A 19841-nucleotide genomic window follows, 5' to 3' on the forward strand; every position below is an offset into this window, starting at 1 on the left:
CCATAAATTTTCACTATTTTTGCACTCATTTTATAACTCAATGGGCAAGAATAAATTAGCAAGATTTGCAGAAAACAAAATATTACCAAATGTAATCCAGCCTACAAGGGAAGAGGCTTTAAAAGGATTCGAACTTAAAGGGAAATGGAGAGAGAATTTCTTTAAAAATAACAATCCGATTGTTCTTGAACTAGGTTGTGGAAAAGGAGAATATTCTGTAGGACTCGCCAAAACTTTTCCTGAAAAAAACTTTATAGGAATTGATATTAAAGGAGCAAGATTCTGGTTTGGCGCCAAAGAAGCGGTAGAAAACAATATGAATAATGTAGCTTTCCTGAGAACACAGATAGAACTTGTTGATTATTTTTTTGCGGAAAATGAAGTGGATGAAATCTGGATCACATTCCCGGACCCGCAGATCAAATACAAGAGAACAAAGCACAGACTTACTCACCCAGATTTTTTAAACCGATATAAAAAGTTTCTGAAGCCAGGTGGTATTATCCATTTAAAAACCGATTCAGAATTCTTACATGGTTATACACTCGGCTATTTACAGGGAGCAGGACATGAAATTATCACCGCTCACCATGATATCTATGGAGCACCTGAATATAATCCCGATACGGAACACCTGAGAGATATCAAAACATATTATGAAGAGCTTTTCTCAGCAAAAGGAAAAACTATTACCTACATTAAATTTCGGATAAGCTGATGAAATAAAAAATTGATGAAAAAAAATTTTTTAACAATTTTATTCTTTACATTTCTTTTCTCCAACTTTACCCAAGCCCAAAAAGGCAGTAAAGACATTCTGAAAAGCACAAACATTAAAGAAATTGAAGAATACCTAAAGAATACACACCCTGATGACCCTAAAAAGAGTGTGCTGAAACCCAAGCTCATAGCTTTAAAGAACGCCGAATGGACAAAGGGAGCCCGTACAGCCAAACCTATGGAAGCGAGGCCTGTTATTGGAGATATCCCTAAAAATGCTATGAGAAATCCCAATTCAGACGATGCCGAAATGTTTAAAAAGCTCATTGCCGAAACATCTTCTGAACACAAAGAAAAAACAGTGAAGCTTCTGAATGCAATGTTTAACGAGGACATTAACCGTAATGAAGCGATTCTCTTATTCAAAAATAATTCAGACTGTAATATCGTCCTTAGAATTGAAGGAAATGAATTCTACAATCTGGCTGTTCCTGCCCGCGCAGAAAACTTTATTATACTCACAAAGGACTCATATACACTTAGCAGTAATATCTGTGATATAAAATATTCTTCCCAGAAAGATATTAAAAAAAGTATATTTGTAACCATAGAAAATCCGAATCAACCCAGGATGGAGCTGAAATCTACCCAAAAGGAACCGATTTCAGAACAATCTCCGAAAAAACAAAAATCAAAAAGTAAAATAGGATGAGAAAGCTATTAGTTCTTACCGGCATTTCATTGATTCTTGTCAGCTGTAATGCAAACTATACTGGCTATCCGGGAAGAACCTCCTACCCTTACCCCAACAGGAATACAGGGAGCAGTGTCAATACGGAAAGAGAGTATAATGAGCTCTTGAAAACTTATAAACCGGAAACAGCTGACGTTCTTAATGATCTTCTGAACAATGATGATCCTAAGAACCCCAGAACCTCTATTTCAGTAGAAAATAAATCTCCATGCAATATGGTGCTTACAGTAAGTGGGGGCAGTTTTTTCAAAAAGATCCCCATCGGGGCCGGAAAAATAGGATATACAATGGTTCCTAAAAATCAAAATTACAGATTATCCGGAACTCTATGTAACGCTACTTATCAGTCTACAAAATTTATAACGACTTCCTATTCTATAAAACTTTCAAATTAAAAATCATAAAGACCTGCGAATTCTGCAGGTTTTTTAATACCAAAGTATCTAAGGCCTATGATTCTGCAGACCTTTTAAAACAGCACTATTGAAGTCTAAACTTCACGAAATCAAAATATTATTTTCAGATGGTATACCTACGAAATATTTACTTATATTTAAAAACATAAAATTGCGGTATCCGAAAAGCATAAAGAGTAGGAAAAAACTAAAACTAAAAACCATGAAAAATTTTAAAAAAGTTTCAAGAAGTGAACTAAGAACAATTAAAGGGGGATACAGAAGCTGCCTGGATGGCTGCAGTATGGAAATCGGGGAAATCTGCTGCGGAGGAGTATGCAGAATCGGTGTAGTTGTGCCCAGCACAGATCCGGATCTTGGAGATATGCTGGTATGTCCTAAAAAATAGTCTTAGTATATCAACAATAAAAAAACGCTGGACCAAAATCCAGCGTTTTTCCTATAGTAAAGAAAATCTTTAATTATTCTGCATCGAAATCAGCATCTGTATCAGCAGATACTTTTTCTCCTTCTTCTTTAGATTTTTCTTTATCAGCTTTTCTTTGAGACTGACCTTCTTTGATAGATTCAGAAACTACGCTAAGGATCATATCAATAGACTTAGAAGCATCATCGTTTCCTGGGATAACGAAGTCAACTTTTCTAGGGTCAGAGTTTGTATCAACGATACCGAAAACTGGAATACCTAGTTTCTTAGCTTCAGTTACCGCGATGTGCTCTCTTAAGATATCAACTACAAATACAGCAGATGGAAGTCTAACCATGTCTGCGATAGAACCTAAGTTCTTCTCAAGGTTAGCTCTTTGTCTGTCTACTTGTAATCTTTCTTTTTTAGATAAAGTTTCGAATGTACCGTCTTTTTTCATTTTGTCGATAGCATTCATCTTCTTTACAGCCTTTCTGATAGTAACGAAGTTCGTTAACATACCACCTGGCCATCTTTCTGTGATATAAGGCATATTAAGTTCAGAAGCGTGTTTTGCTACCACTTCTTTCGCCTGCTTTTTAGTAGCTACGAAAAGAACTTTTTTACCTGCAGAAGTTAATTTTTCTAAAGCGTTGCAAGCTTCGTCCAATTTAACTGCTGTTTTATGTAAGTCTACAATGTGAATACCGTTTTTCTCCATAAAAATGTATGGAGCCATATTTGGGTTCCACTTTCTCGTCATGTGACCGAAGTGTACGCCAGCCTCTAAAAGGTCTTTTACATTTGCTTTTGCCATGTTTTCTGTTTTTGTTAGTTTACTTTCCGTCTTTTAAACAATCAACAACTTCTTTAGATGGGAGAAGTGTTTGGATGCTAAACGTAACGGGCAATTGGCGGTTTGCTTTTTGCTTTTGGCAATTGGCTTTTCGCCGAGATTAAGTTTAAAAAAAATTTAATACATTCCTGTAGCCAATAGCCATAAGCCATCTGCCAACGAGAAATCTTAACGTTTTGAGAATTGGAATCTCTTTCTTGCTTTTTTCTGACCTGGCTTCTTTCTTTCCACCATTCTTGCGTCTCTTGTAAGTAAACCAGCTGGCTTCAATGCTAATCTGAACTCAGCGTTGATTTCGCATAAAGCTCTTGAAATACCTAATCTGATAGCTTCTGCCTGACCTGTATTACCACCACCGAATACGTTTACGGTAACGTCATACTGACCAACAGTCTCAGAAAGGATGAACGGTTGGTTTAATTTGTAAACCATTACATCTGTAGAGAAATATTCTTTAGCATCTTTACCGTTTACTGTAATAACACCAGACCCTGGTTTTACATAAACTCTAGCTACAGAAGTTTTTCTTCTTCCGATTTTGTGAACTATAGACATAATTAATTATTTAAATTCGTTAACATTAATTGTTTTAGGCTGTTGAGCTTCATGTTTGTGCTCAGTTCCTTCATATAAATAAAGGTTCTTAAGGATAGCAGCACCTAGTCTGTTTTTAGGCAACATACCTTTTACAGATTTCTCCAATACCTTTAAAGAATCTTTCTTTTGAAGTTCAGCCGCAGTCATAGACTTCTGTCCACCAGGATATCCTGTATGCCAGATATAAGTCTTATCAGCCCACTTGTTTCCGGAAAGTGTAATTTTCCCAGCATTCAAAACGATTACGTTATCACCACAATCTACGTGAGGTGTAAAATTCGTTTTGTGCTTACCTCTCAAAATCTTTGCAACCGTAGAAGCTAATCTACCTAACGGCTGTCCTTCAGCGTCTACCACAACCCATTCTTTATTAGCAGTAGCTTTGTTCGCTGAAACAGTTTTGTAACTTAATGTATTCACACGTTTTAGTTAAAGATTAAACATAATTTACCCCTAAAAGGGTGTGCAAAGGTACAAATTATTTTTGTAACCCAAAAACATATTTTATTTAATCTATATATTATGACCTGTGTAGCCCTGTATCAATAGATTTTAACATTTTTAACATTTTTAACATTTTTGGCACAAATCTTGCGAACTGTTGTTGCGATGAAAAAAACACTTCGAAGATTCTAAAAACACAAATGATACCCAAAAGAGTTCATTCCCTCAACTCTTTTTTTATTAAATTTACTTTAACGATTTCCGTAAAACACATTAATATAATTACAGTTTCTTTGAAATAATTATATTTGCGTCAATTATATTCCATAATTCATGAGCCACGGAAAACTAAGAGATGACAAAACCTGCCTCAACTGCGGGCACCAGGTTGAAGAAAGGTTCTGCCCCCACTGCGGGCAGGAAAATATTGAAAGCAGACAGCCTTTTCATTTTCTCTTTACTCACTTTATTGAGGATTTCACTCATTATGACGGACAGTTCTGGAAAACCATACACTATCTCTTTACCCGTCCCGGCACACTTACCAAAGAATATCTGGCTGGTAAAAGACAATTATATGTGGCTCCTGTAAAACTCTATATATTTATAAGTTTTATCACATTCTTCCTTCCCAACATCTTACCCCACGCCAAAGAAGAAGCGGAAAAGCCCAGCCATGTTAAAACAGAAGCAAAAACAAAAAAACAGAAAGAGATATCCAAAGATCTTGTAAAAGATCTGCAAAAAGAAGGAATACTTTCCCATGAAACAGCAGCTACTGCTCAAAGAGCATTAGATACTTTAAAAGTAAGAGACAGTATTAAACTTAAGGATGCGAAGGAAAAAGACGAAATTCTTGACCGTACATTTGACACCAAGGAAGCATCCGTTATGAATGCCTACACCTTGAAACAATATGATTCCATCCTTGCCAAAGACAATACAGGGATTTATACCATGGCAAGACCTATTGCAAAAAAAGTATTTGAATTAAAAGAAGAAGGATACAGCAAGCATCAGATTTGGGAAAAATATAAGGAAAATTTCATTCATACGATTCCCAAAGCACTGTTTGCATACCTTCCGATATTTGCATTCTTTTTATGGCTGTTCCATAACAAGAAGAAATGGTGGTATTTTGATCATGGAATTTTTACGCTTCACTATTTCTCTTTCCTGTTATTAGGGGTGCTGATGTTTATCGTTGGGGAAAAAATCACCAGCTTCTTACCGGACAATAATATACTTACCTTATTATATGTTTTAGGATTCTTAGGATTGGCTGCCTATATGACAATCTATTTCTTTGCAGCCCATCACAAGGTATATGAAACCAAGAAAAGAATAAGCATACTGAAAGGCTCCTTATTATTTATTGTCAATTATATCGGATTGATTCTGATGTTTCTGGTTCTGATGTATCTGAGCTTTATTATGCTGCACTAGTTTCTGAGGGACTTATTCCCTCTGAAGCTTGCAAATAGATAATATGCTACAAAAACCGTTGAAAACTTCAGAATAGAAGGAATCGCCAGTTCAAGTGTAAAAATTAAAGTTCCTATAAGAACCAGAATTCCCATCGCTACAAATGACAGTCCTAATTTCTTAGGCAGTGTAAAATCAGGGGTATCCAGATAATAAGCAATTCCCCATGCAGAGCCAAAGGCAAAAGCATAATAAATATCCAGTCCGATATTTTCCGAACTTAAAAATAAATAATTAATCAGGAAGCTTACTACCGTTCCCAAAGCGAAGTACATCAAAGCTTTTTGCATGTCTGTGAAAATATTCTGCAAAAGTAGAGAATTTAATTTGAGAATGTAAAACTGTGTCTATTTCAAAATAAAGCCTCTGCAATTCATCAGACTTTAACTCTGTTTCCAAACATTCAGATCTCTGGCTCAAAAAGGGGAGATACAATTCAACAAACACAAATAAAAAACTGAAAATCAATAAAATAAAACCAAACACATGGTTCTTTTTTTATTATTATATTTGGAAACTTAGAAACTTTCTAAAATTTTTATGGAAACCCAAAAATATACTCCAACCAACAAGGTAAGAATCGTCACTGCGGCCTCATTATTTGACGGCCACGATGCTGCGATCAATATTATGCGTCGTGTTATTCAGGGAACAGGATGCGAAGTGATCCACTTAGGACACGATAAATCAGCAGAGGAAGTTGTGAATACAGCGATCCAGGAAGATGCCAATGCCATTGCATTAACCTCATATCAGGGAGGTCACAATGAATATTTTAAATATATTTACGACCTGCTGAGAGAAAAAAATTCTCCTCAGATCAAGATTTTTGGTGGCGGCGGCGGTGTAATTCTGCCGGAAGAGATTAAAGATCTTATGTCTTACGGAATCGATAGAATTTATTCTCCGGATGACGGCCGCGAACTTGGACTTCAGGGAATGATTGATGATCTGGTTCAAAGATCAGATTTTGCTACAGGAAAAGATGTTACTGCAAAAGACCTTGAGGATATCAGTTTTGAAAACCCTTCCAGCATTGCTCAGATTATTTCTGCTGTTGAAAACTTTTCAGAGGAGAAACCTGAACTTGTAAAAGCTATTGATGAAAAATCCAAGGATTTAACCATTCCGATTATCGGTATCACAGGTACCGGAGGAGCAGGTAAATCTTCTTTAACAGATGAATTGGTAAGACGTTTCTTACGTTCCAATACTGATAAAAAAATTGCCATTATCTCTATAGACCCTTCCAAAAAGAAAACAGGAGGCGCCTTATTAGGTGATAGAATCCGTATGAATGCGATCAATGATCCGAGAGTTTATATGCGTTCTATGGCAACCAGAGAAAATAACGTTTCCGTTTCTCCGTTTATTCATTCTGCATTGAATGTACTGAAACTGGCTCATCCGGATGTTATTATCCTTGAAACATCAGGGATCGGACAGTCTGGTTCAGAAGTTTCGGATTTTGCAGATGTTTCCATGTATGTAATGACTCCTGAATATGGAGCTTCTACGCAGCTGGAAAAAATAGACATGCTGGATTATGCGGATCTTGTTGCATTAAATAAATCTGACAAGCGTGGTGCATTGGATGCTCTTCAGGCAGTAAGAAAACAATTCCAGAGAAACCACCTTTTGTGGGAAAGTCAGCTGGAGGATATGCCGGTTTATGCAACAAAAGCATCTCAGTTCAACGATCATGGCACTACTGAATTATACAACAGATTGGTTTCAAAAGTAAACGAGAAATTTGCTGATTTACACTTAAATACTTTTGTTGAGCAGGAAATCACAGATGAAGTAACCATTATCCCACCAAAAAGGGTTCGTTACCTTTCTGAAATTGTTGAAAACAACAAACAATATGATGCCAATGTTGAAAAACAGGCTGAGCTTGCCAGAAAGATGTATCATATTGAAGGGGTTAAGAATATTATTTCCAATGAAACTTTGGATGCTGAATACCAAAAAGCTGAAAAAGAACTTCAACAGGATAACATTGACTTCCTTAAGACATGGGATGACACGAAAAAAGCATTCCACGCAGAATTCTATTCTTATTTTGTAAGAGGAAAAGAAATTAAAGTTGAAACCTCAACAGAATCTTTATCTCACCTAAGAATTCCAAAAATTGCATTACCAAAATACAATGACTGGGGTGATCTGATCAAATGGAAAGGACAGGAAAATCTTCCGGGAAGCTTCCCTTATACAGCAGGTATTTATCCGTTCAAAAGAACTGGTGAAGATCCGACAAGGATGTTCGCGGGAGAAGGAGGTCCTGAGAGAACCAACAGAAGATTCCACTATGTTTCTGCAGAAATGCCTGCGAAACGTCTGTCTACAGCATTTGATTCTGTAACATTATATGGTCAGGATCCCGCTTTACCACCGGACATTTATGGTAAGATCGGAAATGCAGGGGTTTCTATCGCTACATTGGATGATGCTAAAAAGCTGTATTCAGGATTTGATCTTGTGAATGCACTGACTTCAGTTTCAATGACAATCAATGGTCCTGCGCCAATGCTGCTGGCTTTCTTTATGAATGCAGCCATCGACCAGAATGTTGAAAAATACATCAAAGAAAACAGTTTAGAAGCTAAAGTAGAGGCTAAACTTAAAGAAAAATTCGACGATAAAGGATTAGAAAGACCGAAATACAATGGTGAACTTCCTCCATCCAACAATGGTTTGGGACTGCAGCTTTTAGGATTAACCGGTGATGAAGTAATTCCTGCCGAAGTGTATGCAGAAATTAAAGCTAAAACAATTGCTACCGTTCGTGGCACCGTTCAGGCTGACATTTTAAAAGAAGACCAGGCTCAGAATACCTGTATTTTCTCTACTGAATTTGCTCTGAGATTGATGGGTGATGTTCAGGAATATTTCATCAGAGAAAAAGTAAGAAATTTCTATTCTGTTTCCATTTCAGGATATCATATTGCTGAAGCAGGAGCCAATCCGGTTTCCCAATTGGCATTCACACTGGCTAACGGTTTCACTTACGTGGAATATTACTTAAGCCGTGGAATGGACATCAATGATTTTGCACCTAACTTATCTTTCTTCTTCTCCAATGGCATCGACCCTGAATATTCAGTAATCGGGCGTGTGGCAAGAAGAATCTGGGCAAAAGCAATGAAATTAAAATACGGAGCTGATGAAAGAAGCCAGATGCTGAAATACCACATCCAGACTTCAGGACGTTCTCTGCACGCTCAGGAAATTGATTTCAATGATATCCGAACAACCCTTCAGGCATTGTATGCCATCTATGATAACTGTAATTCGCTACACACCAACGCTTATGATGAGGCGATTACCACTCCTACTGAGCAGTCTGTAAGAAGAGCCATGGCAATCCAGCTGATTATCAATAAAGAATTAGGCTTGGCTAAAAATGAAAACCCGCTTCAGGGATCATTTATCATTGAAGAATTAACGGATCTTGTAGAAGAAGCAGTATATGCAGAATTCGACAGAATCACAGAAAGAGGAGGTGTTCTTGGAGCAATGGAAACGATGTATCAGCGTTCAAAAATCCAGGAAGAATCTATGCATTACGAATGGCTGAAGCATACCGGTGAATATCCGATCATCGGAGTAAATACCTTCTTAGGAAAAGATGGTTCTCCAACGGTTTTACCTGGAGAAGTCATCCGTTCTACAGAAGAGGAAAAACAAGCACAGATTGAATCTCTTCACAATTTCCAGAAAGCCAATGAAAACAGATCTGAGGAAGCTTTAAGAAAACTTCAGCACTCAGCGATCAATCAGCAGAACTTATTCGAAGTGATGATGGATGCTGTGAAATACTGTTCTTTAGGGCAAATTACCAATGCTTTATTTGAAGTAGGTGGTAAATACAGAAGAAATATGTAATCCGTAATTGGAACTCCATTTTTTATAAATTAAACCTCAAAGGATTTCTTTGAGGTTTTGTATTTTTAACATTAAACTAACCTCAATGACTAAAACCATATTCCTTTCTCTAATTTTTATTTTCAACTTATATTTTACCCAGAGTAAAAATAAAAACAATTATTTACCACCTGAAAAACTGGAAATGATTTTAGGGCAAAACTTTTTACTTACTACCTATTATGCCCTTCGTTATCCTGAAAAAGGATTTAGTTTTAATCATCCTATCGGTTCTGCAAAGATTTATGAAGAATACCTGTTGGAAAAGAACCCTAAAGACGCAAAAAAACTACTTGCAGAAATACATTTTAACAAATTAGGAAAATTAAATAGTGTACAACAGTATTCTGACAGATTCCGTTCAATAATCATATATAATGAAAATGCTCTTATTTCTCATATAATAGATTATTATGAGGACTACGACGCTGTAACTGAATATACATATGATAATATTGGTAACCTGAAAAGTAAATATGAGTACAATAGAACAGATGGAAACCTTGATTTTAGAAATTATACTGAATATCAATATCATATTGAAAACAGCAATATAATTGTGCAGGTATACATCATTGAAAAAAGAACAGGATTAAATATCGAAAAAAGAAAACTCACTTTTGACAAACAGCAGAGAATGACCAAAGAAGAGAGAGCTTTACGCATTCCCAATAAGTCTGAACTAAAATATGAAAGGATCTTCTATTATGGCAACTCAAAGTTTCCTGAAAAAGTAACAAAAAAAGAAACCCATAATTTTGTTGGAAATAATAAGGAAACTGAAGTCTTTGAATATAATGATAATGGAGATCTTATTTATAATTCATTAGATTCTGAACCACTAAAATTCTCTTCCGTAGATAAAACAATTTTTAACTCAAAAAATCAGGCAGAAAGAATAACAATAACAAAAAATTACAGCAACAGCCTGAAAGAGAGCCCGATCAATGAAAACAAAACGCATCATCTGCTTTCATATGATGATTCCGGGTATATTACTTATGATAAAGAAATACGGAATGAAGGTGATAATGTCTTTACAAAAAGCACCTATCAGTTTGATAAACATAAGAACTGGATTGAACTTCTAATCCAGGAGCATATTTATCTTACAACATATGAAAAAAAAGATAGTGAATCCTTTGACTCCAACACTCAATACAAAAGAGAAATCAGTTACTCCGATTTTGAAGAACTATATACATCAAAACTTGTTGATACTCAAGCAAGCGAACAATTAAAAAAAGAATACCTTACCAAAAGTAAATTTCACGAAAAGACAGAAATCATATACCATTGATTTCTTCTCTATTTTGTTCAATTCTTTATAAAAAAACAAATCAATAAAATCTCCCTATTTTTGGGAGATTTTTATTATACAATGAAACCAAAAGCTTTATTCAACTGGAGCAGCGGAAAAGATTCTGCACTTGCCCTTTACAAAATACTGCAGGAGGATCAATATGAGATCTCGACACTGCTTACCAGCATCAATGAGGAATTTCAAAGGATTTCCATGCATGGGGTACCTATTTCCCTTTTAGAAAAACAGGCTGAAAGTCTGGGAATTCCATTGATTAAAATGGAGCTTCCTAAAGAACCATCCATGGAAGAGTATCAGGAAATCATGAATAAAACGATGGCTGAAATTCAGTCTCAGGGTATTACACATTCCGTTTTCGGGGATATTTTCCTGGAAGATCTGAGAAAATACAGAGAAGACCAACTAAATGCTATCGGTATGAAAGCCGTATTTCCGCTTTGGAAGCAAAATACATCCAACCTCATCCGGGAATTTTTAGAACTTGATTTTAAGACTATTGTAACCTGTGTGAACGGATCTTACCTGGATAAAAGTTTTGCAGGGCGTATTATTGATGAGAAATTCATTGATGATCTTCCCGGAAATGTAGATCCGTGCGGAGAAAACGGAGAGTTCCATACTTTCACTTTTGATGGCCCTATTTTCAAAAAACCGGTTCAGTTTGAAATCGGAGAAACGGTAAAGAAAACCTATCCTAAACCTAAAACTGCTCCTGAAGAAGAAAGTGGAGAATATATTTTCTGGTTTTGTGATCTGCTACTAAAATAAGCCTGTAGATTAATATCCACAGGCTTTAATGTATTATTTTAATGGAGCTATTCCGTTCATGATTTCAAATACCATGTGAATATCTTTTTCACTGGTCATCCAGTTGACAAAAGCGGCTCTTATTCCTTTATGGTTATTATAAAATGTAGGAGTCATGAAGACTTTCCCTGTATCATTAACTTTTTCAAGAAATGCATCTACCTCATCCTGTCTTGTTTCATCTTTTAATGTAAAGCAGACCGTATTCAATCTTACCGGGGCCAGGAGTTTAAAATCATTACTGTTTTCAATCAGATTTCCCAACAGCTGTGCCCATGATATATTTTTATCTACAATTTCCTGATATCCCTTTTTACCATAAGCCATAAGAGAGAACCAGGCCGGCAATGCTTTCAGCCTTCTTGAATTTTCAGGAAGAAAGTTTAAATAATTGAAGTTTTCCATAGGGTCTCCAAGATAAGGAGCATTTGAATTTTGAAAAGTTTCAATCTGCAGAACCTTGTATTGCTCTTTGATCAGAAAGACCGCACTCTCATAAGGGACATTCATCCATTTGTGACAGTCTACTGTAATACTGTCCGCAAACTCCCAGTTCTCTATCAGATGTCTGTGGGTTTCTGAACAGGCAGCAAAACCACCGAAAGCAGCATCAATATGCCACCAGAAGTTATATTTTTCTTTTAACTTACTGATTGCCTTAAAATCATCAAAATCCACCGTATTTACAGTTCCTCCGCTTGAAATTAAGATAAACGGCTCACCGTTAAGCTTCTGTATATTCTCTTCAAGATCCTGAATGCAGATAGATTCTCTGTTTCCTTCCTGAATTTTAATCCGAACGATATTATTACTGCCTAAGCCCAAAAGAGCCAATGACTTTATTGAAGATGAATGAGGAGTAGCACCCAACACTTTTATGCTTCCGGAAACCCCTTCTCTGGCTATATCTCTTCCCAGTTCTTTTCCCAGCCATTGACGGGCAACAGCCAGACAGGTAAAATTAGACATCGTAGCACCTGTTACAAAACCTCCCATGAAATTTCCCGGAAGCTGAAGGAGGTCCAGCAAAAGTTGTATAGCTTCCACTTCTATGATTCCTGAAATATCCCCCTGACCTTTCATAGTCTGTGTATTCTGATCATAAACAGATGCAAGCCAATCTCCTGCAACCGATGCCGGAGTGGCGCCGCCTGTTACAAATCCCCAGTATCTCGGTCCCGAGGAAGCCACCATTATCGGTTCAAATTTTTCATTGAAAACCTTCAGCGCTTTTTCTGTCCCCAATCCTGATTCCGGCAACTCCTGTTTTTCGGCCGGGTGGTGGAGAACTATGGATGTAGGCCTCTCTTCTATGGTGTCTAAATATGCTGTTCCCTGTTCTTTTATGAGATTAAGTAAATGTCCGATGTTTTTCGAATCGTTTTTCAAATGTTCATTCATAGTTTTTGTGACAAATTATATTCAAAAGTATTAAAAGAGATCCATAAAACGATATTGAACGGATGTAAAAACCCTTTCTAGCACACAATTTGCTTCCTTTAATCCTCTTTTTGATATTTTAGTATCTTTAAGAGTATAATCAACATTAAAAAATAACACCTGTGATCAAAAATTTAATATTCCTGTCCCTTTTCTGTTTAATGTTTTCCTGTACAACTGAAACGCTGGCGCCAAAAGTCTCTCCTGTTGATAAAAAAACAATTATTGATTCTACCATTGCTGCTTTTCAGAAAACACTTTTGGAACAGCAGATTGATTCTACTTTTAAAAAGTATCATTTTAATGGAAGCATCGCCGTCTTTAAAGATTCTATACCCCTTTACAGAAGAGAAAACGGCTATTCTGATTTTAAGAGAAAGATTAAAATTGACAGCAATACTATTTTTGCCATAGGATCTGTAAGCAAACAATTCACCGCTGTTCTGATCCTGCTTCAGATGGAACAGGGAAAACTCCATGTAACAGATAAAGTTTCAAAATACCTGAAAGAATTCCTGATTAAAGAATATGAAAACATAACAATCCATCAGTTATTAAATCATACTTCAGGATTGAATATGACAGGTGGAAAGCTGATGTTTAAAAGCGGATCGGATTTCTTCTACTCCAACGACGGTTTCAATACTCTTGGAAAAATTGTGGAAAAAGTATCGGGTAAATCTTATGATGAAAATGCCCAGGAACTTTTCAAAAAGGCAGGGATGACGCATTCTTCGACGGAAAATAATTTTAAAGGAAATAATTTTGCCAGTGCCTATATTGGTACACCTGCCAAATTTCAGGAAGTTCCCAACATGCCGAAAAGGTTAGGCAGCCAGGAAATCGGAACTCCTGCAGGGGGAATATTATCTACCGTTCAGGATCTTCATTCATGGAACAATGCACTGTACAGTGGAAAAATCTTAAAACCGGAAACTCTTAAACTCTTTATGGCTAAAAGCGCAGAAAGACACCACGCCATCTTTGGGAAAATGGGGTATGCCTATGGAATTATGCTGAATATCGGCCAGCCCAGTTCTTATTTTCACAGCGGCTACGTAAAGGGCTCTCCTTCTCTTAATATTTATTATCCGGATACAAAAACATCTGTCATTATTTTATCCAATATAGCAGATGAAGAAAAAGGAAAAGGAGCCATCTTCAGACCTCATATTGAAGTAAAAAAGATCACGGATCATCTTGAAAATACACTTTCACAGCTTAGATCAAAGCATTAGTGTCTTATGAGTTTATTACCTATACCGGCTTCAGAAACTCCTGCATTTTTACAAGATTCTTTTTATGTTCAATAAAATTAAATAAGGCAAAGGTAAGGGCGGTCTGCAGTATAAAAGGGAGAATCAACGTAATCAGGCCTGTCAAAACATCATGATGATTTTGTTCCCTGATCAACTGATAGGCATAAGATCCGCTCTTTGATGCCACTTGTGTCATAGAGCTGGCACATACAACCATCAATCCCAGATTTTGCTGATACATTGTGTAAAGACATTTCCCTCTGTATTTAAAATCTGCTTTTAAGTATTTCCAGATTTTATAATTAAAAACCCAGATTAATATTGTCATTACTACAAATGATGCGTTCAGTAATCTGAAAAAGACTGTATATTCCTCCTTACTTCCCGCTATCAATAATAACAACAAATTAATTACTGAAGCCAGCAATCCTACCATCAGTGATTTTTTAAAAAGTCCATTGTATCTCTCCTGAATAATTCTTTTGGCAATCAAAGGAATTTTAGCGGGATAAAACAACACGTAATTAACCATTGCAAACTCTCCATTCCAGGATTCTTTTATCTTCAGAAAAGCAGCTTCAAAATCCAGATTTTCATTGAACTGAAGCTCTGAGATCTGGCTGATCATATGATCTCTGATTTCTACCAGAATATCCAATGAAAGTTGCTGAGCGATCAGATACTCTGTAATTTTACTTTCCTGTAGTTCGGTTATCATATATTGAATATTGCTTGAAGGTTGAGAAAATAACTTTTCATTTCAGTCTCTTTTTCTGCCTGCTGCTTCTTTCCTTTTTCAGTCAGCAGGTAATATTTCCGGTCTCTTCCGTTAATCTTCTGAATTTCGGAGGTGATCATTCCATCACTTTCCAGTTTGTGCAGTAATGGATAAAGTGCACCTTCTGTCATTTCAAGCTCACCCTGAGTCAGTTCTTTGGCTCTTTGGGTGATCTGATAGCCATACATTTTAACTTCCTTTGAAAGGAGCTTTAAAATAATATTCTGCAGGGTACCTTTGTAAAGACTATTCTTTTTCATGAAATGATTTATATATATTGCAAACTTATGCATAATTTTCTTATGTATATAGATTTACTGTAAAATTTTTAGTTTTACTTATGAAAAAAATGTACTTCATAGCGATTTATCCTCCACAACAGATTATTGAAGAAGTAAAAATCTTTAAAACAGATCTGGCTATTCACTATGACAATTCCAAAGCTTTGCAGAATGAAGCTCACATTACTCTTCTGCCGCCTTTTTCAAGAGAATTTGAACTGGAAGATGATATTCACACTGCTTTTCAGAAAATCAATACAGATATCACTCCTTTTGAGATAGAACTGGATGGATTCGGAAGCTTTTCCAATCCTAAAAATCCCGTGCTTTATATTCATCCAAAAGAAAATTTACATTTAAAAGAACTTTATCACAGGATAAAAGACCATTTTGATTTTGGCCAATATTCTTTTAATCCACATATGACTGTTGGATACAGAAATTTAACCTGGGAGAATTATCTCAAGGCCTGGGAAAAATATAAAACCAAGGAATACAAAACGAAATTCTTAGTTGATAAAATACTGCTCTTGCGCCATGATGGACAATGGGTTCCTATTGCAGAAAAGAAGCTTGAAAAATAAAACCGGCTTGTGCAGCCGGTTTCACTTAATTATTCTTTTATAATTTTCTGAGAAATAATCAGATTTTTATTTTCCTTTACATTCAACAGATATGTACCTGCAGGAAAGTTCTTAATATCAACCCTTATTGCAGAATCTTTCAGTTCAAATCTGGATGGAATCAGTTTTCCTGAAGCGTCATAAACTTCAACATTTATATTTTTTGCAAACTCCTGTTTTCCTTTAATGAAAAATTCTCCGTCCGTCGGATTTGGATAGATACTGAACCGTCTCTCTTCAGCTTTTACTTCTGAAATCTTGAGAGTTGATTTATTCAGCGTCCAGGAAACATTGGTAACATGAAGCGTGCTGTGATTGTCAACTTTCAAAAGCGGATTATTATCCACTACAGAAAATGTCAAAGTATTATTTCCGCTGTTGAGTTGTGCCGGAGTAACCGTAATACTATTTCCAGTGGCTCCCAGAGCAGTACCATTTAATGTCCAGGTGTTGACCAATGTATTGGGTACAGGAAGAATTTCGTTGACCGTGAAAGTAATATTGGAAGTCGCATCAACAGAAGTATTGTTTCCCGGAGTATAAGAATCTACAGGAGAAACAAAGCTGTGGATCCTTTCAATAATTGTCTCTTTACATACGGAGCAAAACTGCTGATTAAGATACCTCATCTCACAACTCTGATGCGGCCGGAACCAGGTTGGGCTTTCCGCATGGGGGTACACTCCTACTCCATTCAATCCTACCCAATTTTTCCATTTGATCGTTGCAGGGTTTGAATTCTGTGTTTTATTAGGGGACTCCAGTGAACCTGAGAACCAATATTCGTCAGCCAGTTTCCCAAACGAATGCCCCAGCTCATGCACTACAATTTCATTCGAAGAGCCATTTAATGAAGCAAAAGCATACGTACCACCACAGCCTCCGTATTCAGTAGAATTACCCAATACATAGGTAATATCATAATCAGGGATATTAGCGGCCAGAACCTGTCCTACTTTATTGGTTGTATTACTGTATATACATCTGTGAACTCCTACATCGAAAGTAGATCCGAGGTAGTTATCAGGGTTAGTCACAGGAATTACAGGCTCTGTGACATCAGTCGCTGTTCCCGGATGCTTTACTCCGGATTCTGTAGAAACCACTTTTACAGCATAGGCATTAAAATAATTTTTATATTCTGTATAGGGGCTTTTTGTAAAGAGATAATTGACAGTATTCTGAGCTGATGTCGTAAAAGCAGTTTGTTGTGCTGCAGTAAACCCATCTCCCAAAACTGCGATAACAATACGCTTACTGTTATCTCCGTTCTGTAAAAGGGGAACAGTCTCGAATGTCTGGGCAAAACAGCAGCTACCTACCAAAAGGGATAATAAAGTTTTTTTCATTGTTATAGTTTTTGTGTGAATATTAGTTGTACACCATCATCAGTTGCTTTTTCAACTTTTACAGACTGCACATTTCCAGCATAAGAAAACCGTAGACTGAACTCAGTGCTCTGAAGAGAAGCTTTATGTCTTGAAATCCCTTCTTTTTCATATACTTCCAGTTCCGGATTAAAAGGATCCTTTACCAGCTGCTTCCCTACTTCTTTACCATCAGAACCTGCCAGTGTAATAATAAGATCTCCTCTGTGAATTTCGTTTCTTTCAAAAGATGGGACATGTTTCAGTCTTCCGTCTGTAATTTTAGTGCTCTGAAGGAAAATCTTGGGATTTCCTGACTGATCTTTATCGGCCCTGAAAAACAAATAAATAATCCGGTCGTTTTTCGCAGCCACAATTTTTGAACCTCTGTTTAGGGGTACATTATTTTCTTTCTGAAAACTACACAACAGAAAGACAGGAACAATGAGTGCATGTAATACATTTTTCATAATCATTTTTATTTAAAGGTACTAAAGTTTTAGAAATAAATAAAAATCACTGAAGATACTTTTTTATACTGGCAACATAGAAAGTCCTATCTTTGGAGCAATGATTTCAGAGAAAATAATTTTAGGAATTGACCCGGGAACAACGGTAATGGGATTTGGCATCATCTCCGTAAAGAAAGGAAAAATGGAGATGGTCTCTATCCATGAACTTATTTTGAAAAAATATCCTAATCACGAGACTAAGCTCAAATACATTTTTGAAAGAACCTTATCTCTTATTGATGAATTCCATCCGGACGAAGTAGCTCTGGAAGCTCCGTTCTATGGAAAAAATGTACAGAGTATGCTGAAACTAGGACGTGCACAGGGAGTTGCCATGGCCGCCAGCCTTTACAGAAATATTCCCATTACTGAGTACTCTCCCAAAAAAATAAAAATGGCGATCACCGGAAACGGAAACGCCAGTAAGGAACAGGTAGCCGGAATGCTGCAGAATCTTCTTAAGTTAAAGGAATTCCCAACAAAATATTTAGATGCCTCTGATGGTCTTGCTGTTGCAGTATGCCATCATTTCAATTCCGGAGCCATTACTGATACTAAATCCTATTCAGGCTGGGAAAGCTTTTTGAAGCAGAACCCGGATCGATTGAAATAGTTTTCATATTCACATTGAAAATTTCTATAAAGTAAAATTAACCGCCTTAAAAACAGTATTTTATACAAACAGGCATAATTACTTGGTAAAACATAATACTATCTTTTACATTGGTATGATTTTTAGTATTACCTTTGTATAAATTTTCAGGTATGAAAACAAACCAACAAACTATAAATCAAGGGACTCATAAAATAAACTGGTTCCAAAAATTCCTGATGGTCTGTTCCGGAGGGAATATTCACATCTTAAGAAAGACTCCGAGCGAATGGAATAAATTTTCAGGAATTGGAGGAATTGTACTTTTCACTGCAGTATTTGCGACTTTATCTGCAGGCTATGCCATGTATACGGTATTTGATAATATCTGGGCATCTGTAGGTTTTGGAATTCTCTGGGGATTGATGATCTTCAATCTTGACCGTTATATTGTTTCTTCCATTAAGAAAACCGGAACGTGGTGGAATCAGGTTCTGATGGCCATTCCCCGTCTTATTCTTGCTACATTTTTAGGGATCATTATTTCTAAACCTTTAGAGCTTAAAATTTTTGAAAAAGAAGTAAACAAACAGCTGAATACGATTATCCAAAGAAATAAAAAGCAACTTCAGGGAGAAATGAATGGAAGGATTCTTCAGCAGAGCGGTCCTTTTGAGACTGAAAAACAACAGATTTCAGGAAAAATTGCCCAGTATCAGAAAGCATATGATTCCGCTTCGGTAGAGCTTGAAAAAGAAATTCTGGGAAAACAATCCGGCTTAACCAGTGGAAAAGAAGGTTACGGTCCAAACGCCAAGCGTAAACAGGAATTGAAAGAGCAGCGCAGGCAGGACCTCGAGAACTTCCAAAAACAGTCAGCTCCACGACTGGAATACCTCGATAAAGAAATATCCAAGGTATATACCAACCTGGAAACAGAAAGAAAATCTACAGAAACTTTTGAAGATAAATTTAATGGATTTGCAGCAAGGCTTCAGGCATTGGATGAGCTTGGTAAAAATTCTGCTATCATAGGACTTGCAGCCACTTTTATCATGGGATTGTTTATCTGTCTTGAAATCTCTCCGGTACTGGTAAAATTAATTTCTCACATAGGTCCATATGATTATCTTTTAGAAAAAACAGAAAATGATTTCAGGTTATACTCCAAAGAAAAAATTGAAAAAGGAAATGCTCTGACAGACTTCAGAATCGAGAATTTTAAAGATCACTTAAAAAAATAAACAGTACCA

The 19841-nt window shown here is 36.4% G+C and carries 21 protein-coding genes; 12 read left to right on the forward strand and 9 right to left on the reverse strand.

The genetic code is table 11. The features are described from left to right. Positions 1 to 40 precede the first annotated feature (40 nt). The 4 genes from trmB (at position 41) to AC3FI7_RS14085 (ending at position 2278) form a co-directional block, all read left to right on the forward strand. On the forward strand, positions 41 to 718 hold the full coding sequence (trmB, locus tag AC3FI7_RS14070; RefSeq protein ID WP_142725500.1) for a tRNA (guanosine(46)-N7)-methyltransferase TrmB: 678 nt from the start codon (positions 41 to 43) through the stop codon (positions 716 to 718). 15 nt (positions 719 to 733) lie between these two features. Next, on the forward strand, positions 734 to 1432 hold the full coding sequence (locus AC3FI7_RS14075; RefSeq protein WP_142725501.1) for a DUF6759 domain-containing protein: 699 nt from the start codon (positions 734 to 736) through the stop codon (positions 1430 to 1432). Then, the gene (locus AC3FI7_RS14080; protein WP_491460353.1) at positions 1429 to 1869 is read left to right on the forward strand and encodes a DUF6759 domain-containing protein; all 441 of its coding nucleotides are present in this window, start codon (positions 1429 to 1431) and stop codon (positions 1867 to 1869) included. The genes AC3FI7_RS14075 and AC3FI7_RS14080 overlap by 4 nt, the downstream gene beginning before the upstream one ends. A 223-nt stretch (positions 1870 to 2092) precedes the next feature. After that, positions 2093 to 2278 (forward strand): bacteriocin-like protein, encoded by a 186-nt coding sequence (locus AC3FI7_RS14085; protein ID WP_491460354.1) that lies wholly within the window; start codon positions 2093 to 2095, stop codon positions 2276 to 2278. Positions 2279 to 2351: 73 nt separating this feature from the next. On the opposite strand, the gene rpsB is transcribed toward AC3FI7_RS14085, so the two are convergent. The 3 genes from rpsB to rplM form a co-directional block, all read right to left on the reverse strand. Next, positions 2352 to 3113, reverse strand: coding sequence for a 30S ribosomal protein S2 (gene rpsB / locus AC3FI7_RS14090; RefSeq protein ID WP_002976219.1), 762 nt, complete (start codon positions 3111 to 3113; stop codon positions 2352 to 2354). 207 nt (positions 3114 to 3320) lie between these two features. Further along, positions 3321 to 3707, reverse strand: coding sequence for a 30S ribosomal protein S9 (gene rpsI / locus AC3FI7_RS14095; protein WP_002976218.1), 387 nt, complete (start codon positions 3705 to 3707; stop codon positions 3321 to 3323). 6 nt (positions 3708 to 3713) lie between these two features. After that, positions 3714 to 4169, reverse strand: a complete 456-nt coding sequence (rplM, locus tag AC3FI7_RS14100; RefSeq protein WP_027375420.1) for a 50S ribosomal protein L13 — start codon at positions 4167 to 4169, stop codon at positions 3714 to 3716. Between the two features lie 357 nt (positions 4170 to 4526). Between rplM and AC3FI7_RS14105 the strand changes: the two genes are divergently transcribed. Beyond that, positions 4527 to 5639: a DUF3667 domain-containing protein gene (locus tag AC3FI7_RS14105; protein ID WP_142725504.1), complete on the forward strand. Its 1113-nt coding sequence runs from the start codon at positions 4527 to 4529 to the stop codon at positions 5637 to 5639. Here AC3FI7_RS14105 and AC3FI7_RS14110 read toward each other — a convergent pair. Continuing rightward, entirely contained in the window at positions 5636 to 5968 is a 333-nt protein-coding gene (locus AC3FI7_RS14110; RefSeq protein ID WP_491462097.1) for a hypothetical protein, read from the reverse strand. The genes AC3FI7_RS14105 and AC3FI7_RS14110 overlap by 4 nt on opposite strands. Positions 5969 to 6218: 250 nt before the next feature. Here AC3FI7_RS14110 and AC3FI7_RS14115 point away from each other — a divergent pair, with 250 nt between their 5' ends. From AC3FI7_RS14115 to AC3FI7_RS14125, 3 genes are all read left to right on the forward strand, one after another. Next, entirely contained in the window at positions 6219 to 9566 is a 3348-nt protein-coding gene (locus AC3FI7_RS14115; protein ID WP_491460355.1) for a methylmalonyl-CoA mutase family protein, read from the forward strand. Between the two features lie 85 nt (positions 9567 to 9651). Then, a complete protein-coding gene (locus tag AC3FI7_RS14120) occupies positions 9652 to 10905 on the forward strand; it encodes a hypothetical protein (protein ID WP_491460356.1) in 1254 nt (417 codons plus the stop codon). Positions 10906 to 10986: 81 nt separating this feature from the next. Beyond that, positions 10987 to 11697, forward strand: a complete 711-nt coding sequence (locus AC3FI7_RS14125) for a Dph6-related ATP pyrophosphatase (protein ID WP_142725507.1) — start codon at positions 10987 to 10989, stop codon at positions 11695 to 11697. A gap of 33 nt (positions 11698 to 11730) precedes the next feature. On the opposite strand, the gene AC3FI7_RS14130 is transcribed toward AC3FI7_RS14125, so the two are convergent. Beyond that, positions 11731 to 13137 (reverse strand): pyridoxal phosphate-dependent decarboxylase family protein, encoded by a 1407-nt coding sequence (locus AC3FI7_RS14130; protein ID WP_142725508.1) that lies wholly within the window; start codon positions 13135 to 13137, stop codon positions 11731 to 11733. Positions 13138 to 13298: 161 nt separating this feature from the next. On the opposite strand from AC3FI7_RS14130, the gene AC3FI7_RS14135 reads away from it, so the two are divergent. Then, positions 13299 to 14414 carry a serine hydrolase domain-containing protein gene (locus AC3FI7_RS14135; protein WP_343660022.1) on the forward strand — a complete coding sequence of 372 codons (1116 nt, stop codon included), beginning with the start codon at positions 13299 to 13301 and terminating at the stop codon, positions 14412 to 14414. Between the two features lie 19 nt (positions 14415 to 14433). Here AC3FI7_RS14135 and AC3FI7_RS14140 read toward each other — a convergent pair whose 3' ends face one another. Then, positions 14434 to 15153: a hypothetical protein gene (locus tag AC3FI7_RS14140; protein ID WP_343660023.1), complete on the reverse strand. Its 720-nt coding sequence runs from the start codon at positions 15151 to 15153 to the stop codon at positions 14434 to 14436. Continuing rightward, positions 15150 to 15473 carry a PadR family transcriptional regulator gene (locus AC3FI7_RS14145; RefSeq protein ID WP_491460357.1) on the reverse strand — a complete coding sequence of 108 codons (324 nt, stop codon included), beginning with the start codon at positions 15471 to 15473 and terminating at the stop codon, positions 15150 to 15152. The genes AC3FI7_RS14140 and AC3FI7_RS14145 overlap by 4 nt, the downstream gene beginning before the upstream one ends. Before the next feature lie 80 nt (positions 15474 to 15553). Between AC3FI7_RS14145 and AC3FI7_RS14150 the strand changes: the two genes are divergently transcribed. Then, positions 15554 to 16078, forward strand: coding sequence for a 2'-5' RNA ligase family protein (locus AC3FI7_RS14150; protein ID WP_142725512.1), 525 nt, complete (start codon positions 15554 to 15556; stop codon positions 16076 to 16078). A gap of 29 nt (positions 16079 to 16107) precedes the next feature. Here the strand turns inward: AC3FI7_RS14150 and AC3FI7_RS14155 are convergent, their stop codons facing one another. Both AC3FI7_RS14155 and AC3FI7_RS14160 read right to left on the reverse strand, forming a co-directional pair. Beyond that, positions 16108 to 17466, reverse strand: a complete 1359-nt coding sequence (locus tag AC3FI7_RS14155; protein ID WP_491460358.1) for a T9SS type A sorting domain-containing protein — start codon at positions 17464 to 17466, stop codon at positions 16108 to 16110. Positions 17467 to 17468: 2 nt separating this feature from the next. Then, positions 17469 to 17954: a hypothetical protein gene (locus tag AC3FI7_RS14160; RefSeq protein ID WP_142725514.1), complete on the reverse strand. Its 486-nt coding sequence runs from the start codon at positions 17952 to 17954 to the stop codon at positions 17469 to 17471. A gap of 100 nt (positions 17955 to 18054) precedes the next feature. On the opposite strand from AC3FI7_RS14160, the gene ruvC reads away from it, so the two are divergent. Together ruvC and AC3FI7_RS14170 are read left to right on the forward strand one after the other, a co-directional pair. Beyond that, entirely contained in the window at positions 18055 to 18609 is a 555-nt protein-coding gene (gene ruvC, locus AC3FI7_RS14165) for a crossover junction endodeoxyribonuclease RuvC (RefSeq protein ID WP_142725515.1), read from the forward strand. Between the two features lie 152 nt (positions 18610 to 18761). Further along, entirely contained in the window at positions 18762 to 19832 is a 1071-nt protein-coding gene (locus AC3FI7_RS14170) for a DUF4407 domain-containing protein (RefSeq protein ID WP_491460359.1), read from the forward strand. The last annotated feature ends 9 nt before the right edge of the window (positions 19833 to 19841 follow it).

This window comes from Chryseobacterium sp. TQ-BC-N36 (assembly GCF_058382295.1).